The 14,613-nt window shown below is 36.3% G+C and carries 8 protein-coding genes and 1 tRNA gene; 4 read left to right on the forward strand and 5 right to left on the reverse strand.

Annotated elements, in window-relative coordinates:
* Positions 1–16 precede the first annotated feature (16 nt).
* From ACR9EA_RS09980 to ACR9EA_RS09990, 3 genes are read right to left on the reverse strand one after another with little or no spacing between them, the layout of a single operon-like run.
* Entirely contained in the window at positions 17–1,147 is a 1,131-nt protein-coding gene (locus tag ACR9EA_RS09980; RefSeq protein ID WP_435132320.1) for an endo-1,4-beta-xylanase, read from the reverse strand.
* Between the two features lie 14 nt (positions 1,148–1,161).
* A complete protein-coding gene (locus ACR9EA_RS09985; protein ID WP_435132323.1) occupies positions 1,162–4,065 on the reverse strand; it encodes a glycosyl hydrolase 115 family protein in 2,904 nt (967 codons plus the stop codon).
* Between the two features lie 12 nt (positions 4,066–4,077).
* Positions 4,078–6,225: an alpha-glucuronidase family glycosyl hydrolase gene (locus tag ACR9EA_RS09990; protein ID WP_435132326.1), complete on the reverse strand. Its 2,148-nt coding sequence runs from the start codon at positions 6,223–6,225 to the stop codon at positions 4,078–4,080.
* Between the two features lie 175 nt (positions 6,226–6,400).
* Between ACR9EA_RS09990 and ACR9EA_RS09995 the strand changes: the two genes are divergently transcribed.
* Together ACR9EA_RS09995 and ACR9EA_RS10000 are read left to right on the forward strand one after the other, a co-directional pair.
* Positions 6,401–8,674: a glycoside hydrolase family 3 C-terminal domain-containing protein gene (locus ACR9EA_RS09995; protein WP_435132328.1), complete on the forward strand. Its 2,274-nt coding sequence runs from the start codon at positions 6,401–6,403 to the stop codon at positions 8,672–8,674.
* An 8-nt stretch (positions 8,675–8,682) separates the two neighbouring features.
* Positions 8,683–10,641 carry a sialate O-acetylesterase gene (locus ACR9EA_RS10000; protein ID WP_435132331.1) on the forward strand — a complete coding sequence of 653 codons (1,959 nt, stop codon included), beginning with the start codon at positions 8,683–8,685 and terminating at the stop codon, positions 10,639–10,641.
* Between the two features lie 63 nt (positions 10,642–10,704).
* Here ACR9EA_RS10000 and ACR9EA_RS10005 read toward each other — a convergent pair whose 3' ends face one another.
* Complete coding sequence (locus ACR9EA_RS10005) at positions 10,705–11,748, reverse strand: LacI family DNA-binding transcriptional regulator (protein ID WP_435132334.1); 1,044 nt, start codon at positions 11,746–11,748, stop codon at positions 10,705–10,707.
* Between the two features lie 274 nt (positions 11,749–12,022).
* Here ACR9EA_RS10005 and ACR9EA_RS10010 point away from each other — a divergent pair, with 274 nt between their 5' ends.
* Positions 12,023–13,009, forward strand: a complete 987-nt coding sequence (locus ACR9EA_RS10010) for an aldo/keto reductase (RefSeq protein WP_435132337.1) — start codon at positions 12,023–12,025, stop codon at positions 13,007–13,009.
* A gap of 327 nt (positions 13,010–13,336) precedes the next feature.
* Here the strand turns inward: ACR9EA_RS10010 and ACR9EA_RS10015 are convergent.
* Positions 13,337–13,411: transfer RNA gene (locus ACR9EA_RS10015), tRNA-Pro, on the reverse strand.
* 91 nt (positions 13,412–13,502) lie between these two features.
* On the opposite strand from ACR9EA_RS10015, the gene ACR9EA_RS10020 reads away from it, so the two are divergent.
* Positions 13,503–14,609 carry a PQQ-dependent sugar dehydrogenase gene (locus ACR9EA_RS10020; protein WP_435132340.1) on the forward strand — a complete coding sequence of 369 codons (1,107 nt, stop codon included), beginning with the start codon at positions 13,503–13,505 and terminating at the stop codon, positions 14,607–14,609.
* The last annotated feature ends 4 nt before the right edge of the window (positions 14,610–14,613 follow it).

The raw sequence follows: 14,613 nt of genomic DNA on the forward strand, positions 1-14,613 counted from the left end.
TAAAACTGTTTAAGAATTAATTCGCTTTTAAGCTTAATATACTATCATAAGCCTTTTTAGGTTTCAGATTTCTATCAAATAATAGCGGATAATTGGTTCTGCCATCTATTGGCCAATCGTTCAACCAAGACTGCCCGTCTTCTACACCCCAAAAAGTAACTCTACTAATTTTATCCCGATGTTTTAAGAACAACTCAAATATAGACTTGTAACGTTCCGCTAATTTATTCTGAATAGCATCCGGAAGCTTATCTGGATACGGATTCATCGCTTCAGACTCCTCAAACTCTTGATTCACTTCGGCGCCTTGCAAATTTTCTGGTCTTGGTAATAAGTTAATATCCAACTCCGTAATCGCTACTTTTATTCCCAATTCAGAATACGCTACAATACTAGCTTCAATTTCTTCTATACTTGGCGTGTCCAAATGCCAGTGCCCTTGCATACCAACACCATCAATTTTCACACCTTGATTTTGAATATTTTTAATCAATTTTATGGCACCGTTGCGTTTATCTGGATTGGTCATATTATAATCGTTATAATACAAATCGGTATTCGGATCGGCTACTGCGGCCCATTTAAAACTTAAAGGCAAATAAGAAGCACCCATGACTTCTAAAAACACCGATTCTCTTAAAGTGCCATCTTCATTTAAAGCTTCATTAACCACATCCCAAGAGTCAATTCTACCTTTATATCTCGAAACAATGGTTTTAATATGATCTTCTAAAGTATTCGCCATTTGAGTACTATCCTGAATCTCGGCAATCCAAGGCCATAATTGACTATGCCACACCAAAGTATGACCATGAATAAACATATTGTATTTCTCTCCAAAAGCTAAAAACTTATCGGTCTGGTTGAAGTTATAAACCGATTTTTCGGGATGTACAAACATGGATTTCATAATATTTTCGGCTGTAATGCTATTGAAATCGTTTGAAATAATTGCCGTATTTAAAGAATCCTGTTCTTCTATTTGCGACTCATTTATCGCAGCACCCATATAAAAGTCACTTTTATAAGCTTCCTTTAAAGACGTTACTGTTTTTTGATTCTCTTTTTCTTCGACGTTCTTACACGAAACACACACCAAAGAAGGGATCAGTAGTATTAACAAATACTTAGTTAGCTGTTTTGTCATAGTCAATTTATCGTTTAGTTATTGTTTGCTTTTTTACTTTCCGGCGGACCAAAATAGGAGCCTTTCAAGGCAGAATCTTCCGTTTCAATAATGATTTTTTGAAGTATTAGTCCTTCATCGATTCGGTAATAATTTAAAGTGTGGTTACCACTTTTATCAATATCAAATTCTTTAGTAATCACCTTGATATTATCGGCTACATTTTGTTCCCACTGCTTAGGAACTTTCCCGTTATAGTTGAAAATATTAGGATCTGAATCGTAGTTTATTTCAATTGGTTCTTCATCATTAAAAGACAAGCCAAACAACTTGCCCGATCTTGCAGCATAATTTATGGTTGGCGAAAAATACAGATGTACTTTTACTCTTCCTTCAGATTTCAGATTAATTGGATACGATAGTTTAGGTGATTTTTTTGATAATGAAACGCGACCTGCTTCCACTGGCAAAGACATAACAGCCGATCCTGTTTTCCCAAGATTAGGAATCACCTTCCATGAAAATTGCTTCGGTTCTGTTTTTTCTGTAAAGTTTTCGGCAGAAATACTAATGACCCCATTATTTTCTACAAAACCTTTTATTTCGGAAGTATTTAAATGATTAGCTTTTATTTTTACAGGTATTTTTTTACCTGCTCCAGAAATCACAACAGCTGTTTCGTGTGTTCCTAAAAGTATTTTTTTCCAATTTACATTGAAATAAATACGCTTTTGGGTTTTAATGTTTCCTTGTTTTTCTGAAATATGCAACCAGTTTTCATCGGATTCAATAATGAACTCAAAACTTGATTTCCCTCTGTTGAAAACATCTATATAATAAGTTTGATTATTTAGATTATCAAATTCTGGTAACACCGCAATGTCTTTACTATTTGGCCACCAAGCTTCTGATTCAGCTAAGGAAATTCCCATATCCGCAGCATTTGGCAATGGAATGGTGGAAACTTCTGGTTTTATATTCTCATTCGGATCTTGCCACGTCGTATAGCCAATATGTGTTTGTGCCATCATGTGGTTCCACTTGCCATTAGCCAAAGTGTGATGATAATATTTGGTAAGACTTTCGTCCACCTGAAACATACTATCCACCTGTTTGGCGTAGAAATTTGTTGAAGCACGACCTTGACTACTAAACAGTTTATTTTTAGCTGCAGACACATACATTTTATTCAAATTTGAAGTCGCTAAAATTGGATAAAGCACCAATTGATAATATGCATCTTGATACTGTTCTGGCAAGGTTTCTTTAATTGCAACTGCCTTATTTTCCAATTCTTGATAATTAGAAACGATTGAATCTGCTTCGCTATAATGTTGCAAACTAAATGTTGAAGCGTCTAGTAACTCTGGCTTTCTGACTGCAATATATTTGGTCGATTTACGTAAAAGATCGGCAATCGCTTTGGTTTGATGGTCTCCGAAAACTTTTTTAACCCATAAATCATAATAATCGGTCAAATTATCCGGATGCCAGGCTTCTGGATCCCAAGCAAAATCTAGAAAAAACTCCGTTGGAAATTCCATTGGTTTTATATCTCCAACATTAACAATCCACACCTCATCTACCTCATGTTTATACGCCAAATGCATTTGCTCCCAAACACGTTCTATTTGTGTAGTATTAATCCATTTATAACTTCTAGGGCCGCCAACATAATCGAAATGATAATAAATACCATAACCGCCTTGTCTTGGTTTGGCATTTAAACTTGGTAAGGTTCTCAAATTTCCCCAATTATCATCGCACAGCAACAATGTTACATCATCTGGCACCCTCATCCCCTTTTCATAATAATCCTGAACTTCTTTATACAATGCCCAAATCTGAGGTGTTTCTTCTGCCGGTTTTCCTGTTACATTTTCTATAATGTCTCTTTGGGTTTTTACTATATTTTCTAAAAGTTCTATGGCTGTTCCCTCTGTCATGGGTTCGTCGCCATCGCCTCGCATACCAATCGTTACCAAAGATTCTTTGGTTCCCATTCGTTGCATCCCTTTAGTCCAAAAATCGATTAAACCTTCTGGGTTGGTATTGAAATTCCAATCTCCAGATCCAAATTTTTCCCATTCGGCATGGGCTCGGGTTAACGGCTCGTGATGAGATGTCCCCATTACAATGCCGTATTCATCGGCCAATTCGGCATTTTTTTCATCTTCAACATAAAACATGCGTCCCCACATGGCTGGCCACAGGTAATTACCTTTCAATCTTAATATCAGCTCAAAAACCTTTTCATAAAAATCTGAATTAAAAGCCCCATAATGTTCGGTTACCCATCCCGATAACGCAGGTGCTTCATCGTTTATAAAAATACCGCGGTACTTTATTTTCGGTTCGTTTTGGGTATGAATTCCAGGAAGTACATGCAGTTCGGTCTGTTGTACAGCAGGAACATCTGCCCAAAAATGCCACGGGCTCACCCCGATTTGATAAGACAAATCGTAAATACCATAAATCGTTCCACGTTTATCACTACCCACAATAACTAAAGCTTTGTCAATTCCCGGTAAAGGATTGTTTACGGATACGACAACAAACTTTTCACGTTTATCTTTTAACAGTGATTCTTCAATTTTTCCACTTTTTATGAGAGCTTCTATAAATTCACTTTTACCATAAGTTCCAACAATCACCAAGTTTTTAGAATTAGTATGCGTTTCATTTAAAATTGAAGGGGCTGCACCTGTAACTGTTTTTAAATCTGCTTTTAAATGATTGACCACTTTTAAAACTCCAGAATAGTCAGATTTACTAACTAAAATTGAGTTTACCTCGCCTTTTGTTGCCAAAGGATAGTTTGCAGCTGAAGCTTTGGAAACCACATACTGCTCTGGATTTGCTGCATAAAATTGGCAGGTAAACCCCACAAACACAATTAGTGCAACCAATAGATTTTTAATATGTAACTGCGTTGTCATTTTCAAAATTGGTTAGTTTCCTGGTGCGTAAGGGAATTTTAATGATTGATAGTATTCTAAGGTATGTGCAGGGCTTTCCACGCCTGCTGGCAAATCTTCACCAGAAAATTGTTGAAAGTAAAGTAAACAAGCATCTCGCCACCACTTCGCCTCGTTCAACTGGATTTTCAAAAACATACTAATCTCATGGTAACGTTCTGCATCTACATAAGGCTTCATCTTACTCCAAGTCGCATTCATATCAGCAACCTGATTAACGCCTTCTTGGTATTTAAGCGCCATACCATCCCAAAGCGATTTTCCGTTTTTCAACTTATAATCCCAAGGAAGATGATGGAACCACAATAAATATTTTTCGGGACAAGTCTCGACATTGTCAAACACATTAGCGACTTCGCTTTTATATTGCCCGGTAGCATGGCTTCCTGATTTAGAACGATCGAAACCAACACCCAACTTATCCGCTTTATGATAATACTTCGGGTTCCATTCTGGTCTCGACAAATCGCTTACCCAAGGCCCTGGTCCGTAATGATGTCCCGTATCCATAATATGATGCAAACCTAGAGGCGTCATGTAATTCACAACCGCTTCTCTAGAGTCTAGCAGCATCTGTTCAACCGGATTTATAAAATTGGAGTTATTAGAAAATGTACATCTTAACCATTCATCTGCAATGGTTTTTGGTTCCAGATACGGATTCCACGCCAAACGACCATAGCCATACCAATTGGCTTGCAACATGGTATTTCCTGTCCAATTTATATCGTTTCCAATATTTGCTACACCAGCTATACCCGTTAATTTTTTATTGCTCAAGGTGCCGTCTACAACTTTCGCTACGGTAGATCCTTTGCCTTTTTGCCAGGTATCTTCTTCTAAAACTTCTTTAAACAATTCTGGCAGAAAAACAGTGTGGGTACTAAAACCAAGGTACTCCTGAGTTATCTGAAACTCCATCATTAAAGGTGTTTTTGGCATCGCCCCAAACATAGGATGAAAGGGTTCTCTTGGTTGAAAATCTATCGCACCATTCTTCACTTGTACCAAAACATTGTCTTTAAATTGTCCGTCGTAAGGCACAAATTCATCATAGGCCTGCTTGGCTCTATCTTCTGGATCGTGTTCAGAATAAACAAATGCCCTCCACATGACAATACCGTTATAAGGTGCAACAACTTCTGCTAGCATATTAGCGCCATCAACATGATTTCGACCATAATTTTGCGGCCCCGGTTGCCCTTCGGAATTAGCCTTCACTAAAAAGCCTCCAAAATCTGGAATCGCTTTATAAATTTCAGCTGTCTTATCTTTCCACCATTGTATGACTTCTTTATCTAACGGATCTGCCGTTTTTAAGCCACCAAGTTCTATAGGTGCTGAAAATCGTGCGGTTAAATACACTTTAATGCCGTAAGGTCTAAACACATCTGCAAGGGCTTTCACTTTTTCTATATATGCTTCGGATAGGATATACGCGTTCGCATTTACATTGGTTAACACCGTTCCGTTAATACCTATAGAGGCATTGGCTCTCGCGTAATCGATATACCTTTTATCGATATACCCCGGTAGTCGGTGCCAATCCCAAATTGAAAAGCCTGCATAACCGCGCTCGACCGTTCTATCTAAATTATCCCAGTGATTTAATACTCGAATATCGATTTTAGGAGAATCAACAATATTTAAATTTTCAATAGACTGATTGGTTTGTAATAATCGTAAAAAATGATAAACACCGTATAAAACACCGACATCTGTTTTCCCTGTTATGACTATATTTTGATTCCCAGCAACCTGTACAGATTTAATAACAAATCCTTCGCTGTTAATTTTGTTTAAATCGGATTGGAGTTTACTTTTCAACTGAGTGCTTAAAAAGCTTTCCGATCCAAAAACCAATGTTTTATTGTTTATTGTTTTAGAATGTTTCAAGGGCGTTCCTAACAATCCAGAAAACCCAAGATCCAATTCGTTCATAGCCATATTGATAGTTTCAGAATCTCCAAAAGCATGAATAGCTTTCAGATTAGACACATAATTTGCTCTGAGCGCTTCGTTTTCTACTAATTTATACTGCAACCACAGTTTATATCCATTATTGGCACTGGTATTTATGCAAATACAAAACAAAACCAACAAAAAAACTTTTTTTAACATAAATTTCTAAATTACAAACGAGGTTTTTAAATTCACCAACACTATTAAATTCATAATATATTCACTTAATAATTGCGAAGATATCAAATTTATTATAAATTGCAACCGATTGTGTAAAATATTTGAAATTGTAAATTAACAATAAATCGTACATAAAACTAACACTGCCTAACTAATGAAAAAAGCTATAATATCTTTATTGTTGTCGAATCTGTTGTTGATTCTATTCGCCTCCTGTGAGAAATCTGAAGAAAAGAAACAAGAAACAGATAAAATAAACACATCACACACAATTACAGACCTACTTCCCTTCCAAAACATTGATTTATCACAGGCTCAAAGAATTCAAGATTTAATCTCGAGATTAACCATTGAAGAAAAAATTGACCAAATGATGAATGCAACCAATGGTGTTGAACGTTTACATATTCCACCTTATGATTATTGGAACGAGGCACTTCACGGTGTTGGTCGATCTAGCGTTGCCACCGTTTTTCCGCAAGCCATTGGCTTAGGCGCAACGTTTGATGCCGATTTAGCTTTTAGGGTTTCTAATGCCATTTCGGACGAAGCACGAGCCTTACACAATGCTGCTATAAAAAAGGGCTACTACAAACGCTATAGCGGACTAACATTTTGGACACCCAATGTGAATATTTTTAGAGATCCACGCTGGGGGCGAGGTCAAGAGACTTATGGTGAAGACCCTTACCTTACAAGTATTTTGGGTGCTTCATTTGTAAAAGGTTTACAAGGAGACCATCCCGAATACTTAAAAACAGCCGCCTGTGCCAAGCATTATGCCGTACATAGTGGTCCCGAAAAGCTAAGACACGAGTTTAATGCTACGGCTTCTCAAAAAGATTTATGGGAAACCTATCTTCCCGCATTCAAAGCCTTAGTCGATGCCCAAGTAGAATCTGTTATGTGTGCTTACAATAGCACCAATGGCGAACCATGTTGCGCTAACAACTATTTAATTTCGGATGTTTTACTGAACGATTGGAATTTCAAAGGTCATATTGTTACCGATTGCGGAGCTCTGGAAGATTTTTATAATCAACCAAATAATGGCGGGCATGGTATAGTTTCTACACCTGAAGCTGCTGCGGCTTTGGCCGTTAAATCGGGAGTGAGCTTAAATTGTGGAAGCACCTATCAATACTTAAAAGAAGCATTGGATCAAGGTTTACTTACTGAAGCCGACATCGATATACAGTTAGCAAAATTACTACGCACCCGATTTAAATTGGGCATGTTTAACCCAGCTGAAGCGAATCCATACAATGCTATTCCCATAGAAGTCGTTAACAGCAATGCACATAGATCACTAGCTAAAGAAGTAGCTCAAAAAAGCATCGTACTTTTAAAAAACAACGGCGTTTTACCACTTAAAAACGATTTATCTAAATATTTTATTACAGGCCCGAACGCTGCAAGTACCGATATTTTGCTTGGCAATTATTATGGTGTTAATCCAAACCTAGTAACTATTTTAGAAGGCATCGCTCATGCTATAGATCCTGCAAGTCAGCTGCAATATCGTTTGGGTTGTATGTTGAACGAACCGTCTAAAAACCCAATAGACTGGGCCAGTGGCAACGCAGGAAACAGCGATGTTACCTTTGCTGTTTTAGGATTATCTAGCTTGTTAGAAGGTGAAGAAGGCGAATCTATTGCATCGGAAACTGCAGGCGACAGACTCGATTATAACCTGCCTAAAAGTCAAATGGACTATTTAAGAAAATTGCGAATAGCCGCCGATAAAGATCCTGAAAATAAAAAACCAATTGTAGCTATTATTACGGGTGGTAGCCCGATGAATTTAGCTGAAGTCCACAAACTAGCAGATGCAGTGTTATTAGTTTGGTATCCTGGCGAAGAAGGCGGTACTGCGGTTGCCGATATTCTTTTTGGAAAGACCTCACCTTCAGGTAGACTACCTATCACCTTCCCTAAATCTTTAGAGCAATTACCTGCTTACGACGATTATTCAATGCAAGGAAGAACATACAGGTACATGACGGAAGAGCCACTTTACCCTTTCGGATTCGGTTTAAGTTATACTGATTTTACGTATTCTGACATTGAAACAACTTCTAATACCATTTCAGAAACCGAAAATATTACAGTAAAAATAACACTAACCAATACAGGACAGGTCGCTTCGGATGAAGTGACACAAGTGTATATTTCAGATTTAGAAGCTTCAATAAGTGTGCCCAATTACCAATTAATACGCACACAAAGAGTGCATTTAAAACCTAATGAATCGACAAGCTTAACATTTGAATTAACGCCAAAAGATTTTGAAATGGTTCAGCTGGATGGTTCAAAAACCATTGAACCTGGAGATTTTAAAATTTATATTGGTGGTTCTAGTCCAATTCAAAAAAGTATGGACCTTGGCGCCCCAGACATACAAACTACGCTAATTACTATAAAATGATTTTAAAAATGAAAAAACTTCAAGCTTACTTAGTTTTACTTATTCTTTTAATTACAACGCCTTCATTTTGTCAGGTTGTATTACCTAAAATAATTAGTGATGGTATGGTTTTACAACGGAATGAGGACATCAATATCTGGGGTTGGTCGGCTCCAAATGAAGCGATCAAAATAAATTTCAAAAACAAAACTTACAAAACAAAAGCCAACGAAACTGGAAAATGGTTTGTTACTCTAAAGAAAATGAAGGCAGGAGGTCCATACAATATGGAAATCGCTGGAGAGAAAAATACTATTGCGATTAAGGACATTTTAGTTGGTGATGTATGGCTTTGTTCTGGGCAGTCCAATATGGTGCATCAACTCGATATTCATGATGTTACTTATGCCGACGTTATCGAACATGCGAATACGCCTGATATTCGTCATTTCAAAATTCCTACGACCACGAGTTTAACAGGGTCAAAAAACGATTTGGAAGGCGGGTCTTGGCAAAAAGCCATCCCCAGCGAAATCCGATCCTTTTCGGCCGTTGCCTATTTTTTTGCAAAAAAAATTCATGATAAACACCACATTCCTATTGGTTTAATAAACGCTAGCGTTGGAGGCACCCCCATAGAAGCCTGGACGCCTGAAAGTGGTTTTAAACAATTTCCAGATATTTTAAAAATTATTACAGAAAACAAAGACAGCACGTTCGTTGAGGAACAAATGGCTTTTTTCAAATCTAAAAAACAGCCAATAGACTTATCTGTAGACAAAGGGCTAACAGCATCTAAACCTTGGTATGCAACTGATTTCAACTCAAAAAACTGGAGAAATATCAATATCCCTGGCTATTGGGAAGATCAAGGTATTAGAGATTTAAACGGCATCGTTTGGTATCGAAAAACAATCACTGTTCCCAAAACCATGACAGGCATCCCGTCAAAAATATTTCTTGGACGCATAGTCGATGCCGACGAATTGTATATTAACGGCGAAAAAGTTGCTAACACAACCTATCAATATCCGCAAAGACGGTATCACTTAGCTGAAACAGTTTTAAAACCTGGTAAAAACACCATCGCCATTCGTGTCATTAATTATTCTGGCAAAGGCGGTTTTGTACCAGATAAACCATATTATTTAACTACAAAACAAGATACTTTAGATTTAAAAGGCTATTGGAATTATAAAGTCGGTGCTGTTTTTGAAAATGATAAGGCCACTAACATTTCTGAAAAAGAAGCTGCCACATACCGAAATATCAACCCTCAAAACGAACCCACTAGCCTTTATAATGCCATGGTCGCACCAATTACAAACTACAATATAAAAGGTGCGCTTTGGTATCAAGGAGAGAGTAATTCGTGGCAACCCGAACACTATAAAGACTATCTTGTAAATCTCATTACGAACTGGCGAGCGGTGTTTAACAAACCTAAACTCCCCTTTATTTATGCGCAATTGCCCAATTTTATGGAGGTAAACTATTCGCCTTCCGAGAGTAGTTGGGCTATTTTAAGAAACAAACAATTGCAAGCACTAGAAACACCCAACACAGCAATGACCGTAAATATTGATTTAGGTGAATGGAACGACATTCATCCCGATAACAAAAAAGATGTAGGCGAACGCATGGCGCTTGCTGGGTTGGCCTTAGCTTATCATGAAAATATGGTGTATTCAGGACCAATTTATAAAAATCATACCATTGAAGGCAACAAAGTAAACATCTTCTTTACGCACCTAGGAAGTGGCCTAAAAATAAAACAAGGTGATGCCTTACAAGAATTTGCAATCGCCGGAGCCGACAAAAAATATGTTTGGGCTCATGCTAAAATTGTAGATAATCACATTGTGGTTTGGAGTGATAAAATAGAAAACCCTAAATACATAAAATATGCTTGGGCAGATAACCCCAACAACCCAAACTTGTATAATAAAGAAGATTTACCTGCTTCGCCTTTTAAAATTGAATTGTAATAAGACTAACCTGTTATTTATCAAGCTATAAAAAGCAGGTCTAAAAATTATATCGAAAGAAAACTATTTAATTTGCTTTTTGTTAGATGACTCTCTTGCCAGTACTTCTGTGTTTAAAAAAGTAATTTGTTTTTCAATTTCATCATTCTTCTTTGAAGCCTTTAAATATTTAAGAATAATCTCTGCAGATGCCTGCCCCATTTTAGATGCTGGATGAGAAATGGTAGACAAAGAAGGATCGATAATCAAAGAAATAGGGTCGTTATTAAAGCCTATAATTGCTAAATCTTCAGGTACTTTAATGCCTCTTTTTTTTGCAAATTGTAAAGCACTAACACCTAAAATATCACCTGGTGCAAAAATGCCATCAGGTGGATTTTTTAGATTTAACAACTTTTTGCTCACCTTCTCTGCTTCATCATAAGTAATTTCGTCTACTTTAACTATTAATTCTTCTAATACGGGTAATCCATGATCTTTTAAGGCTTGAATATATCCATTTTTACGTTCGTAAAAAATACTGTACTCATAACCAGCAGTTATATGTGCTATTCTTTTACACCCTTGATCTATCAAATGTTTTGTAGCTTTATAACCCGCACTAAAATTGTCTATCACAACATGAAAGGTTTCAAAATGTTTAGGAACTCTGTCTACAAAAACCAGAGGTGTATTATTATCTGTAAATATCTTAAAGTGAGCTGTATCTTTTGTTTCCATAGCCAGAGAGCAAATAACCCCGCTCACTCTATTATTGTATAGCGATTTTGTTAAATTTACTTCTTCTTTATACGAATCGTGAGATTGCATAATTACGACTGTATATCCAGCCTTTTGTGCTGTAATTTCAATACCACTAATTAATGAGGATAAAAATGGCTGAGTAACTGTAGGAATTAGAACTCCAATAGTTTTCATTTTATTACCCCTTAAACTTGCAGCTAAATTATTAGGGCTGTACCCCATTTCTTCTGCTGTTTTTTTAATTTTCTGTATTGTTTTTTTACTTATGGAATGATGATCTTTAAGTCCTCTAGATATCGTAGAGGTTGCCAAATTAAGTTTCTTTGCTATATCATATATAGTTACCTCTGTATTTTCTTTCATCTAAAATTAATTTGAATTATTCAAATATAGTCTTTTTCCTAAAATTTAATTTTTACTAGTTTACAGATAAATTAAAAAGCATAAGCTTAACAATATTAAATTAAAATATTCCTCTAAAACCAAACGCAACCGATTGTAATATTTATTAACTTGCTAACCTTTAAAAGAAAATTTAAGTGCTTTAGGAAATTTTCTTTAACTGATAATTAAGTTACAATTTCCTAATTCTATCCATCATAAATTAAATTCATATATTATTAATTAAATAAAGAACATGAAAAAAAGACAATTAGGCACCAATGGTTTTGAAGTAAGTGAAGTAGGTTTAGGATGTTGGCAATTAGGAGGAAACTGGGGAAAAGAAATCAATAAAGAGGACGCTTTTAAAATTTTAAATGAGGCAGTGAATAATGGTATAACATTTTTTGACACAGCAGATGTTTACGGAGATGGTAAAAGCGAGGAATTAATTGGTGAATTTTTAGAAAAAAATAAATTATCAAATGTAAAAATTGCCACTAAATTTGGCCGCGGAGCTCAAGTATTCCCTAACAAATACACTGAAACAGCTTTAAGAAATAGCGTTGATGCTTCTAGAAAAAGGTTAAGATTAGATTGTATTGATTTATTACAACTCCATTGTATTCCTATTGAAGAACTAAAAAAAGGTGAAATTTTCGATTGGCTTAGAGCACTACAAAAAGAAGGTAAAATCCGTCATTTTGGAGCAAGCGTTGAGAGTGTTGAAGAAGGTTTATTGTGTTTTGAGCAAGAAAACCTCCAATCTTTACAAGTTATCTATAATATCTTCAGACAAAAATTAAAAACCGAATTGCTTCCGCAAGCTCAAAATAAAGGAGTTGGAATAATTGTACGCTTGCCTTTAGCCAGTGGATTATTAACTGGAAAATTTAACGAAAACACCATTTTTAATAGTGATGACCACAGAAACTTCAACAAAAATGGTGAGATGTTTAATGCAGGTGAAACCTTTGCTGGGCTTCCATTTGAAAAAGGAATTGCCTTGTCAAACGATTTAAAAAAACTATGTCCTCCAAATCTTTCAATAACCGAAATGGCACTCCGCTGGCTTTTAGACCATGAAGCTGTTAGCTCAGTTATACCCGGAGCCAGTAATCCTAAGCAAGTTAATTCGAATGCAAAAGCTAGTAATATAGATCCTCTCTCAGCAGAACTTATCGATGAGCTTAACACGTTTTACAAAACATGTGTACATAATCATATCAGAGGGTCGTATTAAAACAAGTTGATTTAATAGACTTTAAATACAAGAATACAGAGAATTAAAAATGATTTTAAAACAATTGAACTGCTCAAAAAAAATATAGGTTAGATGTAATTTGATAGTAATCAAAGTACTGAATAATACTAAACCAATTCTAAATTACCTGAAAGAGACATACAATATTGGGGACAACAATTATACAAAGAACCGATTAATTGAATACACTATGAGCAATAAGCGATAATACTAAACCAATTCTAATAAACACAAAACCCACAAAAACAAAAAACCTCGATAATTTAACAATTACCAAGGTTTTGAAGTGTATTATATTTTAAAAAGTCGGGGTGGCAGGATTCGAACCTGCGGCCTCCTGCTCCCAAAGCAGGCGCGATAACCGGGCTACGCTACACCCCGAAAAAATTATCGAGGTGCAAATATATAGCTTTTCTTTTAAAACAAACAATAATTATAAGTAAATTGTAGTAAATATTTTCTATCTGTAATTATGAAAACTTTAATACGCTTACTATCAGTTTTTTTGTGCATTCAATTATCGTCTTGTGCACAAGATAAACAATCAGAAACAACAGAATACACCTACGAAATTGTAGTGCCAGATATAAAAACACCTTGGGGGTTTGTGTTTTTACCCGACAATAGTATACTCATTACAGAAAAATCTGGGGAGCTTATCCGTGTCATGAATGGTAAAAAAACTATTGTTAACGGCCTCCCTCCAATCACTGTTTTGGGTCAAGGTGGCTTATTAGATATTGCACTGCACCCAGATTACGAGTCTAACGGTTGGTTATATTTTTCCTATGCCTCATCAAAAGGTGAAGGTCCTGGTGCAAATACCGCAATAATGAGAGCAAAGCTTATCGACAACACCCTGCAAAACACACAATTGCTCTACAAAGCAACACCTAACACCAACAGCGGACAACATTTTGGATCGCGCATTGTTTTAGACTCTAACAACTACCTGTATTTTACTATTGGAGATCGTGGTAATCGCGAAGAAAATCCGCAAGACTTAACTCGGGATGGCGGTAAGATTTACAGATTGCATGACGATGGCCAAATACCCGCGGATAATCCGTTTGTAAATACTCCTAATGCAAAAACAGCTATTTACAGCTACGGGCATCGAAATCCGCAAGGCATGATAATTCACCCTAAAACAGGAATCATTTGGGCACACGAACACGGTCCGCAAGGTGGCGATGAAATTAACGCAATTGAAGCTGGAAGAAACTACGGTTGGCCTATTATTACTTACGGCATTAATTACGACGACACGCCAATAACAGACGAAACCGAAATGGATGGCATGGAACAACCTTTGCATTATTGGACACCCTCTATAGCTCCTTCGGGCATGTGTTATGTTACTAGCCAAAAATATCCAGACTGGCAAGACCATCTATTGGTTGGGTCGTTAAAATTTCAATACTTAAATCTTTGTACATTACAAGGCAACGCAATCACTCACGAAGAACAATTATTTAAAGACATCGGGCGTGTACGTTCCATACAACAAGGACCAGACGGTTATATTTACCTTGGTGTAGAAAATGTTGGAATAGTTAAAATTATTCCAAAGAATTAATCTT

It is taken from the genome of Formosa sp. A9, from assembly GCF_051200825.1.
GTDB lineage: Bacteria > Bacteroidota > Bacteroidia > Flavobacteriales > Flavobacteriaceae > Formosa.

Excerpts from the sequence above, each read along its gene's own strand:
- ACR9EA_RS09980 (WP_435132320.1), bottom strand. The coding sequence starts at position 1,147 with ATGACAAAACAGCTAACTAAGTATTTGTTAATACTACTGATCCCTTCT.
- ACR9EA_RS09985 (WP_435132323.1), bottom strand. The coding sequence starts at position 4,065 with ATGACAACGCAGTTACATATTAAAAATCTATTGGTTGCACTAATTGTG.
- ACR9EA_RS09990 (WP_435132326.1), bottom strand. The coding sequence starts at position 6,225 with ATGTTAAAAAAAGTTTTTTTGTTGGTTTTGTTTTGTATTTGCATAAAT.
- ACR9EA_RS09995 (WP_435132328.1), top strand. The coding sequence starts at position 6,401 with ATGAAAAAAGCTATAATATCTTTATTGTTGTCGAATCTGTTGTTGATT.
- ACR9EA_RS10000 (WP_435132331.1), top strand. The coding sequence starts at position 8,683 with ATGAAAAAACTTCAAGCTTACTTAGTTTTACTTATTCTTTTAATTACA.
- ACR9EA_RS10005 (WP_435132334.1), bottom strand. The coding sequence starts at position 11,748 with ATGAAAGAAAATACAGAGGTAACTATATATGATATAGCAAAGAAACTT.
- ACR9EA_RS10010 (WP_435132337.1), top strand. The coding sequence starts at position 12,023 with ATGAAAAAAAGACAATTAGGCACCAATGGTTTTGAAGTAAGTGAAGTA.
- ACR9EA_RS10020 (WP_435132340.1), top strand. The coding sequence starts at position 13,503 with ATGAAAACTTTAATACGCTTACTATCAGTTTTTTTGTGCATTCAATTA.